The following is a 23,562-nucleotide window of genomic DNA, read 5'->3' as shown; positions in this document are numbered from 1 at the left end:
AACTTATATATTCCATAGGCAATACCTATAACACAAAAAGGAGGTTGCATCCCATGCGTATCCAGCAGCTTGAATATTTGGAAAAAATCGTAGAAACTGGCTCTTTCAATGAAGCCGCTAAACAGCTTTTCATCAGTCAGCCCTCCCTCTCTCAAGCCATGAAAGAGTTGGAAAAAGAGTATGATCTGCAGCTGTTTTACCGCAGTAAATTAGGGGTGACCTTGACCGATGATGGCCGTTCCTTTCTCAACTATGCTCGAAATGTTTTAGACCAAGTCAATCTCTTGGACGAACGCTTTCGCAAAGACAGCCATCGCAAGCATGTTTTCAGTGTTTCCGCACAACACTATGCCTTCGTCGTCCACGCCTTCGTGGAGCTGGTCAAACAGTTAGGGGAAGATGAATTTCAATTCACCTTGCGGGAGACCCAGACACAAAATGTACTGGATGATATCCAGACGTTTAAGAGCGAATTGGGGGTCATTTATCTGAATGATTTCAACACGACAGTCTTGACCCGTTTGATCCACGAAAAAGACCTGCAATTCATTCCTTTATTTGAAGCCAAACCCCACGTCTTCATCGGCCGAGAAAATCCCCTGACTCAGAAAAAAAGCATCACATTAGCTGATTTGGAACCATATACCTATCTGTCGTACGAACAAGGGGAAACCAATTCCTTCTACTTTTCTGAAGAGATCTTAAGCACTTTACAGCGCAAAAAACACATCCGCATCAGCGATCGTGCCACGATCTTCAATTTGATGGTGGGTCTCAACGGCTATACCATCAGCTCTGGGATCATCAGCAGTGAGCTGAATGATGAAAAAATCGTTGCGATCCCTTTGGAAGTCGATGATGCGATGACACTAGGTTACCTAAAACACAAGAAAATGGAACTGAGTGAGATGGCTTTGGACTATCTCGCCTTGTTGAAGCAGCATATCAAAAACTACGGTTTCGACGTCTTTTAAAAAAAACGATCCGCAGACAGTCGGTCGGGCTACCTTAGTAAGGTATCCCGACCCTGTTGCGGATCGTTTTGTTTCTTTTGTGCTTTTTTTGTTCTTAAACTGTCTTACGTTGGCGTTGTGGAGAATAAATCAACGCAATGGTTTCCATTCCCACTCTTCGACTTCGGCGATATCATAGCCGTTTTCTCGAATAAAGTCATGGTGATACGCAACGGTGTCTGCCATTTTTTGGGCAAAGTCCGTTGCTTTTTCTCCATAGACCCATTCGGCGGCGTCTTTGGCTAAGTGGAAGCGATCCAATTCAGAAAGGATCCGCATATCAAACGGTGTCGTGATGTCGCCATTTTCTCGGTACCCATGAATATGAAGCTGTTGGTTGCGACGGCCAAAGAAGATATCGCGAATCAGTCCTTCATACCCGTGGAAAGCAAACACGATCGGTTTGTCTTTCGTAAAGTAGGCTTCGAATGCTTCATCGCTCAACCCACGAGGATCGACTTCTGGACGACGCAATTTCAATAGATCGACCACATTGATGAAGCGGACTTTCAACTCTGGGAAGGCTTCAATCAGCAAGGAAACAGCGGCTAAAGCTTCCAAATTCGGTTCCGTCCCAGCAGCTGCGATCACAATATCGGGTTCTTGTCCTTCATCTGTCGATGCCCAGTCGATGACTTTCAAGCCATCTTTGACAAGCACTTTCGCTTCATCCGCCGAGTAAAACTGCGGACGTGGGTGTTTTGAAGAGACCACTAGATTGATCTTTTCTTCAGAAGCGAGTGTTTCTGCCATGACAGCCATCAAGCTATTGGCGTCGGCTGGCAAGTAGACCCGCACAAAGTCGGCTTTTTTCTCTGCAATATGGGTCATGATCCCTGGATCTTGGTGGGTGTACCCATTATGGTCTTGTTGGAAGACCGTTGATGAAGCAATCAAATTCAATGAGGGGTACGGGTTGCGCCAGTCAAGATCATGGGCTTTTCGTAACCATTTGAAGTGCTGCGTGATCATAGAATCAACGACTCTTAGGAATGACTCGTAGCTGGCAAAGAAGCCATGACGACCCGTCAGCACATAGCCTTCCAAGAAGCCTTCTGCTTGATGCTCTGATAATTGTGAATCAATCACACGGCCCACTGAAGACAGCCATTCATCATAATCAGGATGTTTTGGCTCCAACCATTGGCGATCCGTGACTTCAAACACATGGTTCAACCGATTGGATTTGGCTTCATCTGGGCCAAAGATGCGGAAGTTGTCGGGATTTTCTTTGATGATGTCACGGGCAAATTTCCCAAAGACCATCATATCTTGGGCAGTCGTTTCCCCTGGTGTCTCGATCGCAATGGCATGTGCTTGCCAATCTGGCAAGCGTAGCGGTTGCGGATCGATCCCCCCATTGGTGATTGGGTTGACCGCCATCCGCTGCTCTCCTTTTGGTGCCAATTCTTGAATCTCAGCTTTGATGCGGCCATTTTCGTCAAAAAGCTCTTCTGGACGATATGACTGCAGCCAATCCGTCAAAGCATCCACGTGTTCCATATGTTTCGCATTGACAGGGATCGGTACTTGGTGGGCACGGAAGCCCCCTTCAATCGGCTCGCCATCCCAGACTTTCGGTCCAGTCCACCCTTTCGGTGTGCGAACGATCAAAACAGGCCAATGAGGCATAGCGGCTTTTTCCGCAGAACCTTTGCGGGCTTCTGCTTGGATCGCGTGGATCTGTTCGATGGCTTGATCCATTTTCTGTGCCAATTGCGGATGAACGGCTTCTGGATCGTCCCCTTCTACGAAATAAGGGGTCCAACCCATGCCTTCAAAATATTTCGTGAGATCTTGGTCACTTTTACGAGCCAAAATCGTTGGATTGGCAATCTTGGCGCCATTCAAATGCAAGATAGGCAAAATTGCGCCATCATTGACTGGATTGATAAAGGTATTTGAAAACCAGCTGCCCGCTAATGGTCCAGTTTCGGCTTCGCCATCACCGACCACTACTGCTGCAATGACATCGGGATTGTCTAAAATAGCTCCGGTAGCGTGGGCGATGGAATAGCCTAGCTCGCCGCCTTCATGGATCGAACCTGGCGTTTCAGGTGCCGCATGAGAAGCGATCCCACCTGGGAAAGAGAAGGTTTTGAATAGATGTTTCATCCCTGCTTCGTCTTGGGTGGCTTTTGGATAGATCTCGCTGTAGCTGCCGTCTAAATAAGCATTCGCAACCATGACTTGTCCGCCATGGCCTGGTCCTTCGATATAAAACATGTTTAAGTCGTACTTATTGATGACGCGATTGAGATGGGTATAAATAAAATTTTGCCCTGCGATCGTTCCCCAGTGACCAATCGGATTCACTTTCAAATCTTTTTCTTCGATGGGGCGGCGCAATAATGGATTGTCTTTCAAATAAATCTGACCAACGGAAAGGTAGTTGGCTGCTCGCCACCAAGCGTTCATTTTCTGATAATACTCTGGTGTATCGTAGGTTGTCTTCATTGTGCTCCTCCTTTTAGTCCATTGTTCCACTCTTACATAAAAGTCTATGCCCCCTATATTTAAAAGTCAATTTTGCTGATTGCTGGTGCTTTCAGGGGTCTGCTTATCCGCACTTTGCAGCTAGAAGGCAAGAAAGCTTAAGAAAAACGCAAAGAAACCGCCGACCATCGCCAACGGTTTCTTTTGTGATTGGGTACTTATTTGATCGTTACGTATTCTAATCCCACAAGCTTCGCCCATGTTTCGATCTGATCAGAATTTAGGACAAGTGAGACAACGGTGTGATGGCCACCGCCTGTTTCGATCCACTGTTTGACGCCATCGTGGAAGTTTGGTTTTGGTGTCCACATTACTCGTGCAACCGGTAGTTTTGGTGCTTCTTCAGTTGGCTCAAAGGCATCGACTTCATTGATCAATAATTTGTAGTGGGTGCCAAAGTCGGCCATCGAAACCACGACACCTTCGCCGCCTTGGCCGTCAAAGACAAGTCGGGCTGGGTCTTCACGATCCCCCATCGACAATGGCGAAACCACGATTTTTGGTTTGTTGACTGCTAATACTGGATCGACTTCCATCATGTGGGATTGCAAGATGGCTTCTTTTCCTGGTGTCAGCTCATAGGTATAGTCTTCCATAAAGCCAGTCGCTTTATTGTGGGCCATGATTTTCATCAAGCGGTCAATAGCGGCGGTTTTCCAGTCCCCTTCACCAGCAAACCCATAGCCTTCTGCCATCAAACGTTGTACAGCTAAACCAGGCAACTGCTGCATACCATATAGGTCTTCAAAGTTAGTGGTAAATGCCGTATAGCCGCCTGCTTCAAGGAAACGGCGCAGACCGATTTCTTGTTTGGCTTGGGCTTTGACATGACGTGCCCATTCTTCTTTGTCGTAATCGCCATAATCGAAATCATACAGCTGGCTGTATTCTTCAAAGAGTGCATCGACTTCTTCGTCAGTCACCGCATCGACGACTTGAACCAAATCGCCGATCCCAAAATAATCAACGGTCCAGCCAAATTGGATCTGTGCTTCGACTTTATCGCCTTCGGTCACCCCAACGTTACGCATGTTGTCGCCAAAACGAGCGACTTTGATTTGGAAGCTTTCATTGTAGCCGACTGCCACGTCCATCCAAGCAGCGATTTCTTTTTGGATGGCTTCATTTTTCCAATAGCCGACAACGATTTTGTTTTGCTTTTTCAAACGGGCATTGATAAATCCATATTCTCGGTCACCATGAGCCGCTTGGTTCAAGTTCATGAAGTCCATATCGATGGTTTCCCATGGAATTTGTTCATTGTATTGAGTGGCAAGGTGCAGCAATGGTTTTTGTAATAATTTCGTGCCGCGAATCCACATTTTTGCTGGTGAGAAGGTATGCATCCAGGTGATCACCCCAGCGACTTCATCCCGATAGTTGACTTCTTTCATGATTTTCGTAATCGTATCGGCAGTAACAGCGAGTTCTTGTAAAACGACTGGATAAGGCAGCTTTGAGCTGTCATTTAAGCTTTTGACCATTTCTTCTGCATGGTCCCGTACTTCTTGTAATGCTTCTTCTCCGTATAAGTGCTGTGATCCTACGACGAACCAAAATTCTTTTTTCCCGATTTCTAACATTCTACTTGCTCCTTTTTCGTTATTTTTGCCCGTAATAGGCATTTTCTCCATGTTTGCGTAAATAATGTTTGTCTAAGACCCGCTGCGGCAATTCGGGTGCGTAACTGTTCAGCTGACGCGTGATAAAATTCATCTTAGCAACTTCTTCTAAGACCACTGCGTTCATCACCGCCGCATCCGCCGTTTTGCCCCAGGTAAACGGTCCATGACCGTGAAGCAAGACACCAGGAATTTCTTCTGGCGTGATGCCGCGTTCCTTAAAGGTTTCGACGATCACCTGTCCTGTTTGTGCTTCATAACCTTCATCGATCTCGGTTTGCGTCAAAAAGCGGGCACATGGGACAGCCCCATAAAACGTATCGGCATGGGTCGTGCCCATCGCTGGCAGATCGAGTCCTGCCTGAGCCCAGCTCGTCGCCCATGTAGAATGGGTATGGACGATTCCACCAATTTCTGGAAATGCTTTGTATAAAACGGCATGCGTTGGCGTATCGGAGGAAGGATTTTTCGCTCCTTCCACTACGTTGCCCTCAAAATCACAAACCACCATATCACTGGCTTGCATGGTTTCATAGTCAACACCGCTAGGTTTGATGACAAACAATTGCTGTTGGCGATCCACTGCTGACACATTGCCCCAGGTGTATTTGATCAATCCTTGCTTCGGCAATGCCAAATTGGCCTGAAAGACTTCTTCTTTTAATCCTTCTAACACAAAATTCCCTTCTTTCTTTTTAAATCAACGCATCGATTGCCGCTTGCTCGATCGGCAACCCTGCTTGGTAACGTTGGGTAAAGACGGTAAACCCCTGAATGTCGGCTTCTGTCGGGGCTAAGGTCACGCCGTGGTCATTTTTAAACACTTGATCTGCTAAGAATGCTGCCAAGGATTGTTCTGGCGTATGACGGCGAAGGTACGCTGCTAAAAGGGCGATCCCCCAGGCGCCGCCTTCACCAGCCGTTTCCATGACCGTGACTGGGGCTTCCATGACAGCTGCCAAGACACGTTGGGCAACTTCTGGCGTTTTGAAGATCCCACCGTGACCAACGATTCGATCAATAGCGACGTCTTCGGCTTCCAGAATCTTCATCCCGATCTTCATCGCACCAAAGGCACTAAACAGATGTAAGCGGATGAAATTTGCTAAAGTAAAAGAACTCTCTGGCGATCGGACGAAAAGCGGCCGTCCTTCAGGGATCTTAGTGATATTTTCACCAGAATAATAGCCATAAGAAAGCATCCCGCCACAGTCTGAATCCCCTTTCAATGCTTCGTTGAATAAGGTCGCAAACAATTCTTCCGTGGAAAGTTTCATTCCAGCTGCATCGGCAAATTCGCGGAAAAGTTTGACCCAGGCATTGATCTCCGAGGTACAGTTATTCGTATGGACCATCCCCACCAAATCACCAGAAGGCGTCGTGACCAAATCGATCTCTGGATACACTTTAGTTAAGGGTTCTTCTAAGACGATCATGGCAAAAGCAGACGTCCCGGCTGAAACATTCCCGCTTCGCTGTGCCACACTATTCGTGGCAACCATGCCAGTGCCCGCATCGCCTTCTGGCGGACATAACGGGATGCCAGCTTGCAAAGTACCAGTTGGGTCGAGTTTTTTTGCCCCTTCTGCCGTCAATGTGCCGGCTGGTTCGCCTGCTGTCAACACTTGCGGTAAAAGGTCTTTGATCTGCCAAGGATACCCCAGACTGCTGATTTGTGCATCAAATTGCTGCAGCATATTCGCATCATAGTTTTTTGTCGTACTGTCGATTGGGAACATCCCTGATGCATCGCCGATTCCGATAACTTTTTCCCCTGTAAGCTGCCAATGGACATAGCCGGCTAAGGTAGTGAAAAAAGCAACCTCTGGGACGTGGGCTTCTTGATTCAAAATCGCTTGATACAAATGCGCGATACTCCAACGCTGCGGGATGTTGTATTGGAACAATGCCGTCAAGGCTTTTTCTGCTTCTTCCGTGATCGCATTGCGCCATGTCCGAAAAGGTACCAACAGCGTGCCTTGCTGATCAAAAGCCATATAGCCGTGCATCATTGCAGAAAAACCGATACTGCCGATCGTCGTCAAAGGTACCTCGAATTGCTGTTGGATGTTGTGCGCCAACTCTTGGTAGCTGGCTTGCAGTCCTTGCCAAATCGCCTCTAGTGAGTAGGTCCAAATCCCTTGCTCCAATTGATTTTCCCATTCAAAGCTACCTGAAGCGATCGTCTGAAACTGCTCATCGATCAAGACAGCTTTGATCCGTGTCGAGCCTAGCTCGATCCCAAGAGACGTGCGCCCGTCAATAATTGCTTGCCTTACTTGTTGCGTCATCTTCTTATTCTCCTTTTTGGTTATTGACTGAACCGCGAACGATCAGCTCCGGTTCAAAATAAAAGCGTTGCGCTTCTGTTGCCTTACCTGTAGTGATCCATTCTGCCGCCAATTCCCCCATCGCTTCTTTCGGGTGAGTCAGTGTGGTGATCGTCGGTGTGGACAAGGTGCTAAGAGGCGAGTCATCGTTACCCACGATCGAAAAATCAGTAGGAACGTTCTTCCCAGCAGCCGTCAATGCTTGAATCAAGCGATGCGCGATCTCATCGTTGTAACAAACGATGCCTGTGACTTGATTATCGGCAGCCGTCAAGCGCTGGATCGCTTGTTCAATAACGGCTTCTTTCGTCTCGGTCGTATACGTCAAGACGTCTTCTGCTGCAAACGTCCGCTTGGCTTGGGTCAAGGCTTTGACAAACCCTTTCATCCGATATTTCCCTTGTAAGTCATCGATTTTCGTGATCATCATTAACTGCTGATGCTGTTGTTCTAATAAATAATTAGTTGCTAAAAAACCAGAACGTGTATCGTTGACACAAATATGCGGCAAGTCTAGTTCTTCATAATAGGCATTGATCATGACGAGAGGAATCCCGGCTTCTTGGAGGGCGACATAATAAGCAAGATTTGGGTTGTACTGGCTGCTCTTCGTTGGCTCAACGATCAACCCGTCTACCCCTTGATCCATCATTTGCTGCAAGCACGCTCTTTCTTGCTCATGGTCATTGTTGGTTGAGCCTAAAAGCAGTGAATAGCCTTGCTCCCGCAATGTCTGCTCTACGCCGCGCATGATCGAAGGGAAAATATAATCAGACAAATAGGTCATGATGATCCCAATCGTTTTGCGGTTTTTATGATTGACAGTCTCAGGTTTTGAAACGTAAGTGCCTGAGCCCCGTTCTTTTCTTAAATAGCCTTCATTGACCAAAACAGCGATCGCTTGGCGTACCGTGTGACGGCTATAATGAAATTCTTCCTGTAAGGTTGCTTCTGAAGGGATCGCATCGCCTTCTTGATAGGTGCCTAAGCGGATCTTCTCTCTTAAGATATCCGCAAGTTGTTCGTACTTATTCGCCATTTTAATCCCATCTTTCAAAAGTTGTCCGTACATCTAAGATACCAAGAAACCGCTTCCGTGTCAATTGCTGCTATGGTTTTTTTTCTAAAAAAACCTAACGAAAAGAAGGCAAATGATAAATTCCCCTTATTTTAATCAGAATAAAACGAATCAAAACACTATTTGTTGTATAATTGAATAAAATGTTGCTTATTACGTTTAAGGAGGTAAGTATTTTGACGAGAACACCTAATGAAACCTACGAGGAACCCATTATTTTGTATTCAAAAAAATATCGAGAAAATCGCAGACATGATGCCAGCTGTCGTTGGCTCATTACGAAAAAAGGCGTCTGGATAAACAACACCCATCCAAAAATCCCAGATGAAAAGATCCCCATGGCAAAAATTGCCGATGTGGAATTACATATAGGCAAAGGTCTCTTAGTGGACTACCTCCGACTGCAGGTACCAGGTAATTCTCAATTGCTCTATTTCACCAATCGAATCGATGCCCAAAAAGCCTATGAATTTTTAACGGATCATTTGGCAGCACTTGGTGGGCAATCAGCCAAAAGTTACGTGGATGAAGAGGCTGGAAAAATCAAATTACTTTCCTATCATTATCGTGATGCTTGGGTCATTTCAGAAGATACCCTCACAATCATCGATTACAAGAAGAAAGCGAAACAGGTTCTGCAGATTCCCCAAATCACCAGTGTCAATCTGAAAGAAGTTGCTGAATCAGGTCTTTGGAAAGGCAATGGCTTTTTAGAATTGTATATTGGCGGCGGAGCGATCAGAGAAACCCATTCCTTCAGACGAATGGAACCGAATCATTCCCTTTGCTTTGCCGAAAAAGACCTGGTGATTGCTCGGATCATACAGCGCTACCTCACCAACTTCCCTCGGGAGCGGTCGGTCCCGTTAACGAACCCATCGCCACCACCAGCTGCGAAGCCGACGGAAGCGCTCATTGCTGAACTACGCGAACTAAAAGTGTTGGTCGACGAAGGAATTTTGACTGAAGAAGAATTTGCATTCAAGAAAAAACAACTGTTAGGATTATAGAAGCAATCGCTTCGGAGAAAAAAGCCGCCCTCCTGCCATGAGAAGGCAGAGCTTTCGGTGAAGGGCTGTGCTTTTTTCCTGGGAAAATTTTGAACGGTTTTTTTAGAACATGCTATACTAATTGAAGAATACGTAGAGTATCTCAAAGGAGGTCTTTCTCATTTTTTCTTTTAATGACATCAAAGCACGTTTCCCCCAGGCAACGTTGCATGACAAAGTTGCCACAACGAAGGATATCGAATCCATCGCCTTCGGCAAAAAATATATTTGGCTGCCAACTGACCAATTAAGTGACAGTGAAAAATTGCTGATCCAACTGGGAAACGGCTCTTTGCAACCAGAAATCGATAACCGAAACCATCCATGGTATCCGATTTTATTTGAACATCAGCCCGTTCAAGAGCCAGAGTGGATTCGCTTGCTGCAAGTTCATTTCACCCGAACCATCGACTCTTTGCAATCCGAATGGCTCGCAGAGATTCAGCAAATGCTCCCTAGCGTGGTGGATCTTTTTTTCCTCACCGAAGACCATGCAGTGATCGTAGAAAAACAAGATGGTGCCAATTTGCCCATCGAAGATCTCGACGGCTTATTCGTCGCTTTGGATATGGATTTCGACTGCTATTCCCAGCTGTTCGTCGGTCCCTTCCATCATCCACGCCACGATTTCACTGCCTTATGGGCAAGTGAGTCTAGCCTGTTCAAAAATGAGTTAAAAACGAAAACCACCAGTAAAAGTATGGATCTGCCCAAAGTGGTCTTCTCTCTTTTTCGCAACGGCTTTTCCGAGTATATTTCCTTGTTTCGTACCTTGTATCTAGATTGGTTTGAAGAAGAGACCGAAACGATCATTCAATCCCTGTGGCGCAATCAAGGCAATGCAAGCTCCACAGCCAAAGAACTGTTCATGCATCGGAATTCTCTCCTATATAAGATCGATAAGTTTCAAACACTGACGCGCTTAAATTTAAAAAATATGGATGATCTGCTGCTTTGCTATTTATTGATCGATCAGTTCACCCATCAGAGCAATTAAACAACATGCACAAGAAAACGTTTTTTTCTTGTGCATGTTTCCGTTGCACCTTCGAAGCGTTTTCATTTATGATGTTCATGTAAACTAAATGGAAAGAGGTAATCCCAATGGTAGAAATGGCCTTAAAAAATATCCACAAAAAATATGATAATAATGATGCGTATTCGGTAACTGATTTTAATTTAGATATCGCAGATCGCGAATTCATCGTTTTCGTTGGACCTTCTGGTTGCGGAAAATCAACAACGCTTCGAATGATCGCTGGTTTAGAAGATATTTCTGAAGGCGAATTGAGCATCGGTGGAAAAGTAATGAACGATGTGGCACCAAAAGACCGCGACATCGCGATGGTTTTCCAGAACTACGCATTGTATCCCCATATGACTGTTTTCAACAACATGGCATTTGGTTTGAAATTGCGTAAATACGACAAAGAAGAAATAAAAAAACGGGTAGAAAATGCCGCTGAGATCTTAGGATTGACAGAATACTTAGATCGTAAACCTGCTGCCCTTTCAGGTGGTCAGCGTCAACGGGTTGCCCTAGGCCGTGCCATCGTCCGTGATGCCAAAGTCTTCTTGATGGATGAGCCGTTGTCAAACTTAGATGCGAAATTGCGGGTTGCCATGCGTGCGGAAATCGCAAAATTACACCAACGTTTAGAAACAACGACGATCTATGTAACCCATGACCAAACAGAAGCGATGACCATGGCTGACCGGATCGTTATCATGAAAGATGGCTTCATTCAACAAATCGGTTCACCAAAAGAAGTCTACAACACACCGAAAAACATTTTCGTTGCCGGCTTTATCGGTTCACCAGCAATGAACTTCTTCAATGTTACGTTGAAAAACGGTATGATCTCTGATGGACAAAGCTTGAACTTACGTATTCCTGAAGGCAAGAACAAGATTCTTGTGGAAAAAGGGTACGAAGGCAAACAATTAGTCTTTGGTATTCGTCCAGAAGATATTCACAGTGAACAAATCGCATTGGAAGCTTCTCCTGAAGCAACTGTACGTGCCGAAGTAGTCGTATCTGAATTATTAGGTGCAGAAACGATGCTTTATACACGCGTAGGTGCGACTGAATTTATCTCGAAAGTTGATGCTCGTGACTTCCACCGTCCAGGTGAAACGGTTGATTTGGCTTTCAACATCAACAAAGCACACTTCTTCGACAAAGATTCAGAAAATGTCATCACACTTCCTTAATTTGTAGTTACCATGCACTGTTCTCGGATTTGCCCCCTAGGCAGTCGCATTTAACTAATATCCACTTTTATTCCTTATTTGTATCCCCTAAAAACAGACAGTCAGCAGACTGTCTGTTTTTGGGTTTCGTTGTGTTTCCTACGAAACGCTTAGTTACGAACGAGAAACCAGAAGCGGTGTAATCAGCTCATTTCCCCCCTCCTACCGCCCACAGCCACGATGCTTTAAGTACGTGAAACACTCACCCATCACTTGCCTTTAGACAGCATACGCGTGGTGTCAGCTTCGTCCTCTTCCCCCTCAACTTCTCTTTTGTTTGTCTATGATGCGGTGTCCTAAACACGAGAAAACGAACCAACAGGCTTGCCACGCATTGCTGCTTAAGAGGGGCTTTCTTGGCTAGTGTAGGCAGAAAAGCACCGCAAAAAGAGTAGTGCTTGTGGGGATGACAAGCACTACTCTGGGGAGCCTATTCAACTGCTGACCACCTAGCTTTTTGCCAAGCTGCTGGTTAGCGATCGTTTTGCAAGAGGGTCAGGCTGTCTGCAAGGACAGCTTCGCCATCTAACAACTCGTAATCTGTTTCTTTGATCAATTTATAAGGCACCGCTTTGACCATGAGAAAATCTTTCAATCGATTGACTTCGTACTTCGACTGCGGACCGATCAGCAAGGCATCGACAGTCTGCTGCTGCAGGATCTGTTCAGCAATGATGGCTGGTGCCGAATAGATATGCACGGCTAATCCTTTTTCATCTGCAGCCCGCTGCATATTTTTCACTAAGAGACCCGTAGTGATACCTGCGGTACAAATCAATAAAATCGTCTTTTGTGCTTGTTCCTCCATAAACAGGCCCTCCTACGATATTTTCTTTTTCTTATTGTAGATATCCAACACGACGGCCAGCAGCAAAATTAACCCTTTGATGGCTTGCTGCCAATCGACACCGACTCCTAAGATCGACATCCCATTGTTTAAGACACCCATCACGAGCCCACCAACGATCGCACCCATCACAGTACCAATACCGCCTGAGGTGGAAGCACCGCCGAAATACACTGCGGCCATTGCATCTAATTCCATTGACGTTCCTGCTTGCGGGGTGGCTGCGTTCAACCGAGCGGCTAAAACCAAGCCCGCCAAAGCTGCCATCATCCCCATGTTCACGAAGACCCAGAAGGTGATTTTCTTCGTCTTGATCCCAGAAAGTTCGGCTGCTTTTTTGTTGCCGCCGGTTGCATAGATTTGACGACCAGCAACGGTTTTGTTAGTCAAAAAGCCATAAGCAGCCACGATCACCCCTAAGACGATCAAAATGATCGGATACCCTTGATAAGAGGCAAAGATATAGGTAGCGCCGAGAAATACGACCGCAGTAAAGACGGCTTTAAAGGCAAAGGCTGCCATTGATTCCACTTCAAAAAGATTTTTTTTGCGACGCTCACGGGTCCGCCATTGACCTAAAATCAGGATGCCCGTGATCACTACACCTAAAATCATGGAAAGTAAATGGATCTGACCGCCTGCAATATCTGGCAAATACCCAGTAGAAATTTGTTGGAATGCCTTTGGAAACGGCGCCAATGATTGACCCCCTAAGACGACTTGGGTCAGTCCTCGAAACATCAGTAAACCAGACAAGGTCACGATAAATGCTGGGATACCGACATACGCGACCCAGAAGCCTTGCCAGGCACCGATCACTGCGCCCATCAGTAAGCAAAGAGGCACTGCCAGCCAAGGACTGATGCCGTTATTGACCATTAAGACGCCTGCGATCGCACCGACAAACGCCATCACGGACCCTACGGATAAATCAACGTGTCCTAACAAGACGACCAAAAGCATACCAGCTGCCAAAACGAGAATATGACTGTTTTGCAACACGAGGTTGGTGATATTCAGCGGCCGCCAGAAAATCCCGTCGGTCATGAGCTGAAAGGCCACCAGCAGCACTGCTAAGATAATGATCATACTGTATTTGCTAAAGATTTCCAGTGCCTTTTCTTTCAGCGAATGGCTGCGTTCTTTTTTTAATTTATTGGTTGTTTCCATCTCAAACCCCACTCTCTTCTAATGTCATTAGATTCATCAATCGTTCTTGGTCCGCCTCTTCCCGCAGGAACTCGCCAGTGAAGCGGCCTTCGTTCATCGTATAGATTCGGTCACACATGCCTAATAGTTCTGGCAGCTCCGAGGAGATGATGCAAATGGCTTTGCCAGCTGCTGCCATCTCTTCGATGATCGTATAGATTTCGTATTTCGCCCCGACATCGATCCCACGGGTCGGTTCATCTAAAAATAAGATGTCTGGTGTGGTCATCAGCCATTTTGCCAAAACGACCTTTTGCTGATTCCCGCCGCTCAAGCTGCCGACGTTTTGATAGATCGAATTGGTTTTCGTCCGCATTTTTTTGCGGAACTCTTCGGCCATCGTGACTTCTTTTTCTTTATCGATGACCCCTTGGCGGCTGATTTTGGCAAGACTAGCAATGGTGGTGTTCTCGCGAATATCCATCAGCAGATTCAAGCCCAGCGCTTTTCGATCTTCCGACACATAGGCTAACCCATTTTTGATGGCGGTTGGCACGTCTTTGACAGAAATCGGTTGGCCGTCTTTATAGACTTCCCCCGAAATCGAACTGCCGTAGGAATGACCGAAGACACTCATGGCAAACTCTGTCCGTCCCGCACCCATCAAACCGGCGATGCCGATGATCTCTCCTTTGCGGATCATCAAGTTCAAATTCTCATTCACCACACGGGTATGGTCGATTGGATGATGGACCGTCCAATTTTTGACTTCAAAAAACGGTTCACCAATAGTGGGGTTCCGCTCTGGGTAGCGATTGGTCAAATCTCGCCCAACCATGCCGCGAATGATGCGCTCTTCAGAGATTTCGGCACCACTCAGCGTCTCGATCGTTTGCCCGTCTCGTAAAATCGTGATGCGATCCGCCACATTGACGATTTCATTCAACTTGTGGGAGATGATGATCGAGGTGATTCCTTGGTTGCGAAACTCTTTGATCAGCTCTAACAGATTGGCGCTTTCTTCTTCATTCAACGCCGCGGTTGGCTCATCTAAAATCAACAATCGGACGGATTTTGAAAATGCTTTGGCAATTTCCACCAGCTGTTGATGCCCGACACCGATTTGTGAAACCAGCGTATTCGGGTCTAATTTCAAGCCAACGATCTTTAAGAGGTTGTCTGTTTTCTTTTCGGTCAGATCCCAATCAATGATGCCGTGTTTGGCTTGTTCGTTTCCTAGAAAGATATTTTCTTTGATCGACAGGTAAGGACTTAATGCTAACTCTTGATGAATAATAACGATTCCTTTGTCCTCACTGTCCCGCAAATCTTTGAACTTGCATAACTCCCCTTCATAATAGATCTCTCCGTCATAGCTGCCGTAAGGATAGAGTCCGCTTAAGACATTCATCAGCGTGGACTTGCCAGCGCCATTTTCTCCACACAGTGCGTGGATCTCTCCTCGCTCGATCGAGAGGTTGACGTTATCAAGGGCGCGAACCCCTGAAAACTCTTTGACGATGCCTTTCATCATCAAAATATTATCTGCCATGTTCTTTCACCCTTTTCCTTTTTATGTAAAAGTGGTGCGCTGCCTTTGTAAGAAAAGCGGAAAGAACGAATAGTGGGGATGATTCGTTCTTCCCTACTGCTTTCGGGGAAACCATGTATCTTTTCTCGCTGGATCAGCGCTTCTTGCTTAAATGCCTAGCTCTTCTTCTGTATAGTAATCGGTATCGATCAGTTCTTCTTTGTAGTTGTCGCTATCCACAGAAACGGGATTTGACAAGTAGGTTGGTACGACTTTGACGCCATTGTCATAGGTTTCCGTATCGTTGACTGGCACTTCCTCGCCATTGGTGATGGCTTCGATCATTTCGATCGTGTTTTTCGCCAACACCCGTGTATCTTTGAAAATCGTTTGGGTCTGTTCGCCCGCGATGATCGATTTCACCCCTGCCACCGTCGCATCTTGACCGGTAATCACAGGTAGTGGTTTATCGGAAGAACCATAGCCAACGCCTTTAAGCGATGAAATGATTCCTAGGCTGATTGGATCATAAGGTGAAAGAACGGCATCCAATGTTTGATCCGTATAGTTGGCACTCAACAAGTTGTCCATCCGAGCTTGCGCAGTTGAACCATCCCAACGCAAAGTAGCGATTTGGTTAAAGTTGGTTTGACCAGAAGGAACGACTAGCTGTCCGCTGTCAAAGTATTGTTGGAAGACCGAAAGGACCCCATTATAATTGATCAGTGCATTGTTATCATCTGGAGAGCCGCCGAATAATTCAATGTTAAATGGTCCTTCACCGTCTTTGAGACCCAATTTGTCTTCAATATAAGACGCTTGCAGCACGCCGACTCCAAAATTATCAAAGGTGGCATAATAATCGACGTATTCCGAGTTCATCAGTAAACGGTCATAGGCGATGACTGTGATGTCTTCGTTATGGGCTTTTTCCAACACGTCTGTCAGTGCCGAACCATCGATCGAGGCGATCACTAAAGTATCAACGCCTTTGGTGATCATATTCTCAATTTGTGCCACTTGGTTTTCTACTTTGTCTTCTCCATATTGCAGGTCAGTTTTATAGCCGAGCTTCTCTAATTCTTCTACCATGTTGTCGCCATCTGCGATCCACCGTTCTGCCGATTTGGTCGGCATCGCGATCCCAACAAATCCTTTGTCTCCGTCACCGTTTGCCCCGCTGTCTGATCCATTCCCACAAGCTGCTAACAATCCGCCAAACAATAAGGTGGATGCTAGGACGACCAATTTACCAAAAGTACCTTTCATTGTGATCCCTCCATGTCTTTTTCTTACATTCTCAGTATAGCCAGTTAAGGAATCGCTTACATTTAGATTTTTTCGAGGTTTCTTGGATTTCTTGAGAAAAAACGACTCAGTTGCCCCCATTTCTTTTCGTAATCTTGGATTTTTTAAGATTCCCTTGGTTTTTATTTGATTTGATATTTTGTGTAAAGCGCTTCCGTATTTTTTAGTAGAATAGACCATAGAGGTGAAAAAAATGAGGAATATAAAAATTGGGTTACTCCTTTGGTTGTGTTTGTCTTTCTTGGCTGGTTGCCAAGCAGTCAAAGAAACGACCGCTGAAACATCGGAAGAAAGTATCGTGATCGGTTTTTCTCAATCGGGAACAGAAAGCAGCTGGCGCAAGCGCCACACCGAATCGATTCGCACTGAATTAGAGAAGGAAGGCTATGAAGTGCTCTATCGTAACGGCTATATGAATCAAGAACGTCAGATTCAAGATATCCGCAGTTTTATCGTGTATCAAGTCGATGCCATCGTCTTTACCCCGATTCAGGAAAACAATTGGGAACCGATTTTGGAAGAAGCTGCGCAAGCGGGGATTCCCGTTTTCGTGGTGGACCGTCATGTCAACGTCAGCGATCCCTCCTTGTTTCTGACTCATATCGGGCCAAGCTTCAAAGCCGAGGGCAATCGTGCAGGTCTCTACGTCAGCAATTATTATAAAGAACATCAAAATGAAACGATCAATGTTTTAGAATTGACGGGACTGGATGCTACTTCTCCGACGTATTTGCGCTCAGAAGGGTTCCGAGAAACCATCAAGCGTGATTATGCCCACAACAATGTAACGATCCAAGTCAAAGATGAGCTAAATGGTGACTTCATTCGCCGCAAAGGCAAAGAAGTCATTGAACAATACATCGCAGAAGGCAAAATGGAGCAGATCGATGTCTTGTTCAGTCACAATGACGAGATGACTCTTGGCGCTCTTGAAGCCCTCGAAAAAACCGATATTGAGCCAGGGAAGGATTTGGTGATCGTATCGATCGATGCCCAAAAAGAAATGATCGACAAATTGAAGCAAGGGATCGTCAATTGTGTCGTTGAATGCAACCCAGACGCTGGTGTGTTCGTCAAAAATGCCATCTCGCGCTACTTGGCTCGCGGCGCCGATGCCATTCCTCGTGAAATCTATGTCCATGAAACAGTTTTTTCCAGTGATATGGACTTTGATCAAATTCCACCGAGAAATTATTGAGGAGATGAAGATGAAAACAAAAAGTATCAAGGGCATCTTCCAGCAGACCAACAAACTGATGATCCTCGTCGCCTTTATCCCCCTCGTAGTAAGCAGTGTCTTTTACTCGCGACAGATTTTTATTTACCAAAACACCATCAACAATATTGAAGAAGCCAATCAATTATCGGAAAAAGTCGATGCCATTGTCTTGGAAGAAATGTGGGATTTAGTCTTTGGTCAAAAAACCGTCGCACAAGTCCAAGAAACCAATGTGATCGATGAACTAAGGAGCGATCTGCAGCACATTCAAGAAAATACCAGCACTGCCAAAGAGCTCAATATTTTAGCAGTCGCCTTTCGGACGCTCGATTCTTTAGAAACCTATCAGCAACAGTTGATCGATAATATTCTTAACGATGAACCGGTGGAACAAAACCAATACGTCATGATCCAAGTGGATTCGGTGATCGATTTGCTATCCGATATTTTGCAGCAGTTTGTCGGGGTAGAGATCAGCTTAGCCAGCCAAACCAATCACGAACTGGTCCAATCCGTGGTGCTGCTAATCCTTTTTCAGGTCGTGTTGCTTTTGATCATCTTTGCGATCATCAATAAAAACCGCCGCTTTGTTCGTGACAATCTGCAATACCCGCTGGATCGGTTGTTAGACCTTTCCAATGAACTATCCCAAGGACATTTGAGCTACCGAGCAGAACTGCCCGAAACCCCAGAGCTGCGGACTCTGACGAGTAGCTTGAATCGGATGGCAGATGACTTGACTCGGCTCTTGGAAGAAAATGCCTTGAAGCAGTATCACTTAGCCCAAAGTGAGGTGCGGGTCTTACAAGCCCAGATCACTCCACATTTCATCTATAATAGTTTAGATGCGATCGTTTCTTTGATTGAAGCTGCCCGTTACGAGCAAGCAACCGAAATGACTTATGCGCTGTCAGATTTTTTCCGCATCTCCTTAAGCAAAGGGCAAGACTGGATTCCGCTGGAAAAAGAATTGCGGCATGTGGACGATTACTTGAAGATTTTGCAGATCCGCTATGGCAGGATGCTGTCTTACACCATTGAAGATCAAACTGTCAGTCCAGAACTACAGGTTTTGAAAATGGTCCTGCAGCCCCTTGTTGAAAACGCCGTATATCATGGCACCAAATTTGTCCGTCGTGTCGGCATGATTCGAATCACAGTGTCAGAATTGCCTCACCAGATTCAAATGACCATCAGTGACAACGGTGTTGGGATCGACCCTGAGCGTTTGGAGGAGATTCGTCGTAACCTTAAAGAAACCACTGATCCCGCCTCTGAGAGCGGCTATGGCCTATATAACGTCTATCGCCGTCTCCAGCTGAACTACGGCAGCGAAGCGCAACTGACGATCCACAGTCAATACCAAGAAGGCACCACGATTAACGTCACAGTACCAAAAAGGGAGGAACCCAACCATGTACAAAGTGTTCATAGTTGAAGATGAACATCTGATTCGCGATAGTTTGCGCCACCAAATCATGACTCTTGCCAAACAATACCCGATCGTTTATAGCGATGAAGCCGCAGATGGCGAATTGGCGCTGGCTTCGATCCTTGATCTGCGTCCTGATATTATTATCAGTGATATCAAAATGCCGTTTATGGACGGCTTGGTCTTTGCGAAAGAAGCCAAGAAATTATTGCCGCAAGTTCGCATTATTTTCGTTAGCGGCTTTGATGATTTTGACTATGCAAAAACGGCACTGCAGCTGCAAGCAGACGATTACTTGCTCAAGCCCATCAAAAACGAAGAATTAGAACAAGCCATCAAAACCGTCGTTCAACACTTAGATGAACAACAAGCCACTCATCAGCAATTATCCAAAGAAGACGATTTATTCGAAATGGAAATCAAAAAGAATCACTTTCTGAATCACCTCTTTAAACAAAAGATCACGATCTCAGAAGCCTTTTTGCAAGCAGAAGAACTGGGCCGGCGCTTTTCAGGTAAACAGTTTTGTGTGCTATTAGCAAAAACCCCCTTCAATCAAAGCTTTTCTGACTACACTCGCTTTAGCCAGCAGCTGACCAAAGCCTATGAACAAGATGATGCCGTCTTGTTCTCCAGTGTTTCCAGCCGCTTCATCAAGTTTTTGCTTTTTGACCATGACCGAGAACAAGTTTTAGAAAAAGCCTATCAGATCGCTCAAAGCCTCGTTCATGGTTCTGGGGAAGAAGTAGCAGTGGCGATCGGACCGGTAGCAGATCGCTTCTCGGGTATCTCTCTTTCTTATCAGAAAGCTCGTGACATGCTAAAAACCTATGGCAGCATCCGCAAGGAAAAAATCATCAGCTATGAAGACGACATTCGCGAAGGGGAACTATCCCCCACCAATCCCTTCAAAACCGACCTTGCTTCACGGCTGGCAAATGCTGAGAAACAGACGATCCCTGAGCTGATCGCTGAATTGATGGCGCCTCAAGGAACCGTTGAGCGAACGCAAATGTACCGTTTGTTCGTCTTAGTCGAACTGCTGGCATTGTTGAAGAAAAAAGACAGTCATTCGCTGCCCCAGATCGTTCAACACGCCCATGACTTAGACTATCTAGCGGCATTGACCCATGAGCCAGAGAACTATCAAACGACTCTGGCAGAACTGTTGCCATTATTGACCCAACAACCCATCAATCCTGCAATGGCGAAATATCAAAGCGTCATCAATCAAGCCAAAGCCTTTATCAGTGAGCACTTTTCTGATCCCAATATTTCCTTAAATGTAGTTGCTGAAAAAGTTCATTTGAGTCCAGCACATTTCAGCACCATCTTCTCGCAAGCCACTGATTCTACGTTTATCGAATACTTGACCGAGCAACGGTTGACCTTAGCTAAGGAACTGCTGTTAACGACCAATCTACGGCTATCTGAGATCGCCTTTGATGTTGGCTACAATGACCCAAATTATTTTTCCTTTTTGTTCAAGAAGAAAGAAAAAATCTCACCGAAAGAATACCGTCAAAAAAATGCCTAAATGAGTGAAGGGATGCAAAAAAAGAGTGAGGGACAGCAAAATCGTCCTCACTCTTTTTCATTTTCTACCTCATGCAGTTATTTCTTCTCCATCGCAGCTTTTAAAGCAGCTGCTAATGGGCTTTCTTGCGGTTCTTCTTGATTGATTTTGTTCATCAAGCGGCGTTCTTCGTGTTTCGACAGCTTTTTGCTGCGTTCCTTTTTATCCGCCATTTTTTCGGTGGTCCCATCGAATTTACAGCGGAAATAGGCGCCGTTTTTGCCTTCAATGATCTCCATCTTTCGGTGGCATTGCGGGCAGCGTCGGTTTGAAACTTTCGGGTCTTTCCGACGACGGTACTTGCAGGTGCCACTGCAGCAAACATAGATCTTGCCATCACGGGTATTTTTCTCCCGCAAGGGTTCGCCGCATTCGGGACACCGTTTTTGGGTCAATGAGAAATCTTGGTACTTGCTCTCACTTTGCTTGATTTCTTTGACCAGTTGTTTTGTGTCTGCTTCGATTTGTGCGAGGAAGGTTTGAGCAGAATAGGTGCCTTTCGCAATGGCTTCCAGTTCCTTCTCCCATTTTTCCGTCAATTCTGGTGTCACCAAGGATGGATTGACTAAGACTAACAGTTGCTTGCCTTTTGGCGATACTTGCAAGCCGCTTGGGGTCCGCTCCATCAGCTCAGATTTGATCAGCTTTTCAATGATCTCCGCACGGGTTGCCGGCGTACCAAGACTGTGTTTTTCCATTTTGCCTAAAAGAGTTCCTTCATTCAACGGTTTCGGTGGTGTGGTCAACTCTTTCTGGATGGTGAACTCAGGCTTGACGGTACTGCCTTTTTGCCAAGCCACATCACTGGTTTCTTCATCAGAAGTCGTTTTCCATCCCGCTTCTAACACGGTATTGCGGTTGAATACAAAGGTTTCTGAACCAAAGGTCACGGTCACTTTCTGCTGCTGCTTTTTATGGGGTTTCGCAAAGAGCATTAAGAAACGACTAACGATCATTTGATAGATTCGTTGTTCATCGGTAGTTAATTTTTCATAACGTGCCCGCTGTTCCGTTGGCAATAAGGCATGGTGATCGGTAACTTTTTTATCATTGAAGACAGCTTGCTGCACCACTTGTCCGCCATTTTTCAAGTATCCTTTGACTTCTGGGGCAAAATCCGCAACTGCCTGCAGGCGTTCCTTCATGGTTGCCTTCATATCATTGGTCAAATACTTGGAATCCGTCCTTGGGTAAGTGACGATTTTGTGGGTTTCATACAAGCTTTGAACAAGCGACAAGGTCTTCTTGGCTGAAAATCCATAACGCTGATTGGCTTCTCGTTGGATCTCGGTCAAATCGTAGGGCAATGGTGCACTTTCTGTTTTGACCTTTTCTTCGATCGCTGTCACGCGACCATTTTGTTGACTCATTTGCTTGACCAATGCTTCGGCGTCGCTGCGTTCTTTTAGTTGATAGGGATTTTTTTGCTGCAGGCGGGCCTTGGCATCGCCTACGTTTAGGGTAATCACATGATAGGTTTGCGGACGGAAACTCTCGATTTGCATTTCCTGACTGCGCACCAAAGCTAAGGTAGGGGTTTGGACCCGACCCGCACTAAGATTGTCTTGATATTTGACCGTCAATGCCCGGGTGACATTCAGCCCTACCAGCCAGTCGGCTTTTGCCCGCGCAAGGGCGGAGTAGTAAAGATTGTCGTAGTGCTTGGCTGACTGCAATTTTGCAAAGCCTTCTTTGATGGCTTTAGGGGTTTGCGAAGAAATCCACAAACGTTTGACTGGTTTGTCAAAACGAACCCACTCCAAAATCCAGCGAGCGACTAGCTCCCCTTCTCTTCCCGCATCGGTAGCGATCACGACTTCCCCGACATCTTTTCTTTGAGCCAGTTGTTTGATGGCTTTTAGTTGATGACCGGTTTTTGGTAACGGCTTGATCCCGATGGACTTAGGGATCATCGGTAACGTTTCCATCTGCCATGATGCCCAGTCTTTGTTTAAATCTTCAGGCATTTTCAAGCCCAATAAATGACCAAGGGCCCAAGTAACAATCGCCTTGGGTCCTTCGTAATAATTTTTATGTTTTTGCTCACAGCCCAAAACTTTGCTGAGGTCTTTGGCAACGCTTGGCTTTTCCGCTAGAATTAGTTGTTTCATAAAAATCTTTCCTGCTTTCATCGACGACTTGCTGATATTCTTTAAGCAATGCCAGTCCAATATATTGTTGGAGGTAATCGTCGCATTCTTCGCACCAGCGTTCGTCTTCTTCATTCCAAAAAGCCGTCATAAAGTTTGATTTTGCATTTATGTACGAATACTCTTCTCTGATTTCTTGCCATTTTTGTTCATAAAATGACTGCGCCTCGCTGAAAGTTGCAAATGTGAACGCCTCTTGAATATCTGACTGCCATCCCTCAAAAAACCACCACGGTTCATTGTCCCCATACATGACTACTACTTGATACATTCCATTGCTCCTTTCACGATTCCTTCCTCATATTAGTCACTTTTACTTAAACTTGCAAGGAATAAGTTTCAGCATTTAAACATTGCTTTAAAAATTCATTAAACCCTCGTTTTTTTGTACGATTTATCGGTTGTTTAAGATTACATCATTTCTATGCCCCTATAGTCTAGCACAGATGTTTCCTGTTGTGAATATAACATCAAAAGATTAAAAAAATATCAAACAAGATTTATTTTAA

The 23,562-nt window shown here is 45.6% G+C and carries 18 protein-coding genes; 7 read left to right on the top strand and 11 right to left on the bottom strand.

Features of this window, described 5'->3' with window-relative positions; all coding sequences use genetic code 11:
• The first annotated feature begins 53 nt into the window (after nt 1–53).
• Nucleotides 54–974: a LysR family transcriptional regulator gene (locus IGI72_RS02195; RefSeq protein ID WP_005227268.1), complete on the top strand. Its 921-nt coding sequence runs from the start codon at nt 54–56 to the stop codon at nt 972–974.
• Nucleotides 975–1,103: 129 nt separating this feature from the next.
• Here the strand turns inward: IGI72_RS02195 and IGI72_RS02190 are convergent, their stop codons facing one another.
• The 5 genes from IGI72_RS02190 to IGI72_RS02170 all read right to left on the bottom strand — a co-directional run bounded on the left by IGI72_RS02190 (nt 1,104) and on the right by IGI72_RS02170 (nt 8,533).
• On the bottom strand, nt 1,104–3,470 hold the full coding sequence (locus tag IGI72_RS02190) for a phosphoketolase family protein (protein WP_438752884.1): 2,367 nt from the start codon (nt 3,468–3,470) through the stop codon (nt 1,104–1,106).
• Between the two features lie 197 nt (nt 3,471–3,667).
• Nucleotides 3,668–5,092 (bottom strand): L-arabinose isomerase, encoded by a 1,425-nt coding sequence (araA, locus tag IGI72_RS02185; RefSeq protein WP_074535327.1) that lies wholly within the window; start codon nt 5,090–5,092, stop codon nt 3,668–3,670.
• Between the two features lie 19 nt (nt 5,093–5,111).
• On the bottom strand, nt 5,112–5,807 hold the full coding sequence (locus tag IGI72_RS02180; protein WP_010748713.1) for an L-ribulose-5-phosphate 4-epimerase: 696 nt from the start codon (nt 5,805–5,807) through the stop codon (nt 5,112–5,114).
• Between the two features lie 19 nt (nt 5,808–5,826).
• Nucleotides 5,827–7,422, bottom strand: a complete 1,596-nt coding sequence (locus tag IGI72_RS02175) for a xylulokinase (protein ID WP_438752881.1) — start codon at nt 7,420–7,422, stop codon at nt 5,827–5,829.
• Between the two features lie 4 nt (nt 7,423–7,426).
• Complete coding sequence (locus tag IGI72_RS02170; protein ID WP_081091733.1) at nt 7,427–8,533, bottom strand: GntR family transcriptional regulator; 1,107 nt, start codon at nt 8,531–8,533, stop codon at nt 7,427–7,429.
• Between the two features lie 149 nt (nt 8,534–8,682).
• Here IGI72_RS02170 and IGI72_RS02165 point away from each other — a divergent pair, with 149 nt between their 5' ends.
• The 3 genes from IGI72_RS02165 (at nt 8,683) to IGI72_RS02155 (ending at nt 11,802) form a co-directional block, all read left to right on the top strand.
• Nucleotides 8,683–9,549, top strand: coding sequence for an SHOCT domain-containing protein (locus IGI72_RS02165; RefSeq protein WP_074934402.1), 867 nt, complete (start codon nt 8,683–8,685; stop codon nt 9,547–9,549).
• A gap of 205 nt (nt 9,550–9,754) precedes the next feature.
• A complete protein-coding gene (locus tag IGI72_RS02160) occupies nt 9,755–10,585 on the top strand; it encodes a helix-turn-helix domain-containing protein (protein WP_074934403.1) in 831 nt (276 codons plus the stop codon).
• A gap of 107 nt (nt 10,586–10,692) precedes the next feature.
• The gene (locus tag IGI72_RS02155) at nt 10,693–11,802 is read left to right on the top strand and encodes an ABC transporter ATP-binding protein (RefSeq protein WP_005227260.1); all 1,110 of its coding nucleotides are present in this window, start codon (nt 10,693–10,695) and stop codon (nt 11,800–11,802) included.
• Nucleotides 11,803–12,313: 511 nt separating this feature from the next.
• Here the strand turns inward: IGI72_RS02155 and IGI72_RS02150 are convergent.
• The 4 genes from IGI72_RS02150 to chvE all read right to left on the bottom strand — a co-directional run bounded on the left by IGI72_RS02150 (nt 12,314) and on the right by chvE (nt 16,637).
• Complete coding sequence (locus IGI72_RS02150) at nt 12,314–12,649, bottom strand: PTS sugar transporter subunit IIB (protein WP_010748708.1); 336 nt, start codon at nt 12,647–12,649, stop codon at nt 12,314–12,316.
• Nucleotides 12,650–12,661: 12 nt separating this feature from the next.
• Nucleotides 12,662–13,858: a multiple monosaccharide ABC transporter permease gene (gene mmsB, locus IGI72_RS02145; RefSeq protein WP_005227258.1), complete on the bottom strand. Its 1,197-nt coding sequence runs from the start codon at nt 13,856–13,858 to the stop codon at nt 12,662–12,664.
• 1 nt (nt 13,859) lies between these two features.
• Entirely contained in the window at nt 13,860–15,389 is a 1,530-nt protein-coding gene (gene mmsA, locus IGI72_RS02140; protein ID WP_438752878.1) for a multiple monosaccharide ABC transporter ATP-binding protein, read from the bottom strand.
• A 147-nt stretch (nt 15,390–15,536) separates the two neighbouring features.
• Nucleotides 15,537–16,637 carry a multiple monosaccharide ABC transporter substrate-binding protein gene (gene chvE, locus IGI72_RS02135; protein ID WP_438752876.1) on the bottom strand — a complete coding sequence of 367 codons (1,101 nt, stop codon included), beginning with the start codon at nt 16,635–16,637 and terminating at the stop codon, nt 15,537–15,539.
• A 232-nt stretch (nt 16,638–16,869) separates the two neighbouring features.
• Between chvE and IGI72_RS02130 the strand changes: the two genes are divergently transcribed.
• From IGI72_RS02130 to IGI72_RS02120, 3 genes are read left to right on the top strand one after another with little or no spacing between them, the layout of a single operon-like run.
• Nucleotides 16,870–17,874 carry an ABC transporter substrate-binding protein gene (locus IGI72_RS02130; RefSeq protein ID WP_008376147.1) on the top strand — a complete coding sequence of 335 codons (1,005 nt, stop codon included), beginning with the start codon at nt 16,870–16,872 and terminating at the stop codon, nt 17,872–17,874.
• Nucleotides 17,875–17,884: 10 nt separating this feature from the next.
• A complete protein-coding gene (locus IGI72_RS02125) occupies nt 17,885–19,333 on the top strand; it encodes a sensor histidine kinase (protein ID WP_438752873.1) in 1,449 nt (482 codons plus the stop codon).
• Nucleotides 19,311–20,864: a response regulator gene (locus IGI72_RS02120; protein WP_438752871.1), complete on the top strand. Its 1,554-nt coding sequence runs from the start codon at nt 19,311–19,313 to the stop codon at nt 20,862–20,864. Before IGI72_RS02125 ends, IGI72_RS02120 begins: the two co-directional genes overlap by 23 nt.
• A gap of 77 nt (nt 20,865–20,941) precedes the next feature.
• On the opposite strand, the gene IGI72_RS02115 is transcribed toward IGI72_RS02120, so the two are convergent.
• Nucleotides 20,942–23,014 carry a DNA topoisomerase III gene (locus IGI72_RS02115; RefSeq protein ID WP_438752868.1) on the bottom strand — a complete coding sequence of 691 codons (2,073 nt, stop codon included), beginning with the start codon at nt 23,012–23,014 and terminating at the stop codon, nt 20,942–20,944.
• The gene (locus IGI72_RS02110; RefSeq protein ID WP_005227251.1) at nt 22,947–23,324 is read right to left on the bottom strand and encodes a DUF1033 family protein; all 378 of its coding nucleotides are present in this window, start codon (nt 23,322–23,324) and stop codon (nt 22,947–22,949) included. The genes IGI72_RS02115 and IGI72_RS02110 overlap by 68 nt, the downstream gene beginning before the upstream one ends.
• Between the last annotated feature and the right edge of the window lie 238 nt (nt 23,325–23,562).

It is taken from the genome of Enterococcus sp. DIV1059_2, from assembly GCF_051713685.1.
Lineage (GTDB): Bacteria > Bacillota > Bacilli > Lactobacillales > Enterococcaceae > Enterococcus_D > Enterococcus_D casseliflavus.
The sequence above is the reverse complement of the archived record's forward strand: the minus strand, read 5'-3'. Positions and strand labels throughout refer to the sequence as shown.

What these genes read in the sequence shown, in the direction of transcription:
- mmsB (WP_005227258.1), bottom strand. Translation starts at nt 13,858, where the DNA reads ATGGAAACAACCAATAAATTAAAAAAAGAACGCAGCCATTCGCTGAAA.
- mmsA (WP_438752878.1), bottom strand. Translation starts at nt 15,389, where the DNA reads ATGGCAGATAATATTTTGATGATGAAAGGCATCGTCAAAGAGTTTTCA.
- IGI72_RS02130 (WP_008376147.1), top strand. Translation starts at nt 16,870, where the DNA reads ATGAGGAATATAAAAATTGGGTTACTCCTTTGGTTGTGTTTGTCTTTC.
- IGI72_RS02170 (WP_081091733.1), bottom strand. Translation starts at nt 8,533, where the DNA reads ATGTACGGACAACTTTTGAAAGATGGGATTAAAATGGCGAATAAGTAC.
- chvE (WP_438752876.1), bottom strand. Translation starts at nt 16,637, where the DNA reads ATGAAAGGTACTTTTGGTAAATTGGTCGTCCTAGCATCCACCTTATTG.
- IGI72_RS02110 (WP_005227251.1), bottom strand. Translation starts at nt 23,324, where the DNA reads ATGTATCAAGTAGTAGTCATGTATGGGGACAATGAACCGTGGTGGTTT.
- IGI72_RS02190 (WP_438752884.1), bottom strand. Translation starts at nt 3,470, where the DNA reads ATGAAGACAACCTACGATACACCAGAGTATTATCAGAAAATGAACGCT.
- IGI72_RS02165 (WP_074934402.1), top strand. Translation starts at nt 8,683, where the DNA reads ATGTTGCTTATTACGTTTAAGGAGGTAAGTATTTTGACGAGAACACCT.
- IGI72_RS02120 (WP_438752871.1), top strand. Translation starts at nt 19,311, where the DNA reads ATGTACAAAGTGTTCATAGTTGAAGATGAACATCTGATTCGCGATAGT.
- IGI72_RS02195 (WP_005227268.1), top strand. Translation starts at nt 54, where the DNA reads ATGCGTATCCAGCAGCTTGAATATTTGGAAAAAATCGTAGAAACTGGC.
- araA (WP_074535327.1), bottom strand. Translation starts at nt 5,092, where the DNA reads ATGTTAGAAATCGGGAAAAAAGAATTTTGGTTCGTCGTAGGATCACAG.
- IGI72_RS02150 (WP_010748708.1), bottom strand. Translation starts at nt 12,649, where the DNA reads ATGGAGGAACAAGCACAAAAGACGATTTTATTGATTTGTACCGCAGGT.
- IGI72_RS02175 (WP_438752881.1), bottom strand. Translation starts at nt 7,422, where the DNA reads ATGACGCAACAAGTAAGGCAAGCAATTATTGACGGGCGCACGTCTCTT.
- IGI72_RS02125 (WP_438752873.1), top strand. Translation starts at nt 17,885, where the DNA reads ATGAAAACAAAAAGTATCAAGGGCATCTTCCAGCAGACCAACAAACTG.
- IGI72_RS02115 (WP_438752868.1), bottom strand. Translation starts at nt 23,014, where the DNA reads ATGAAACAACTAATTCTAGCGGAAAAGCCAAGCGTTGCCAAAGACCTC.
- IGI72_RS02155 (WP_005227260.1), top strand. Translation starts at nt 10,693, where the DNA reads ATGGTAGAAATGGCCTTAAAAAATATCCACAAAAAATATGATAATAAT.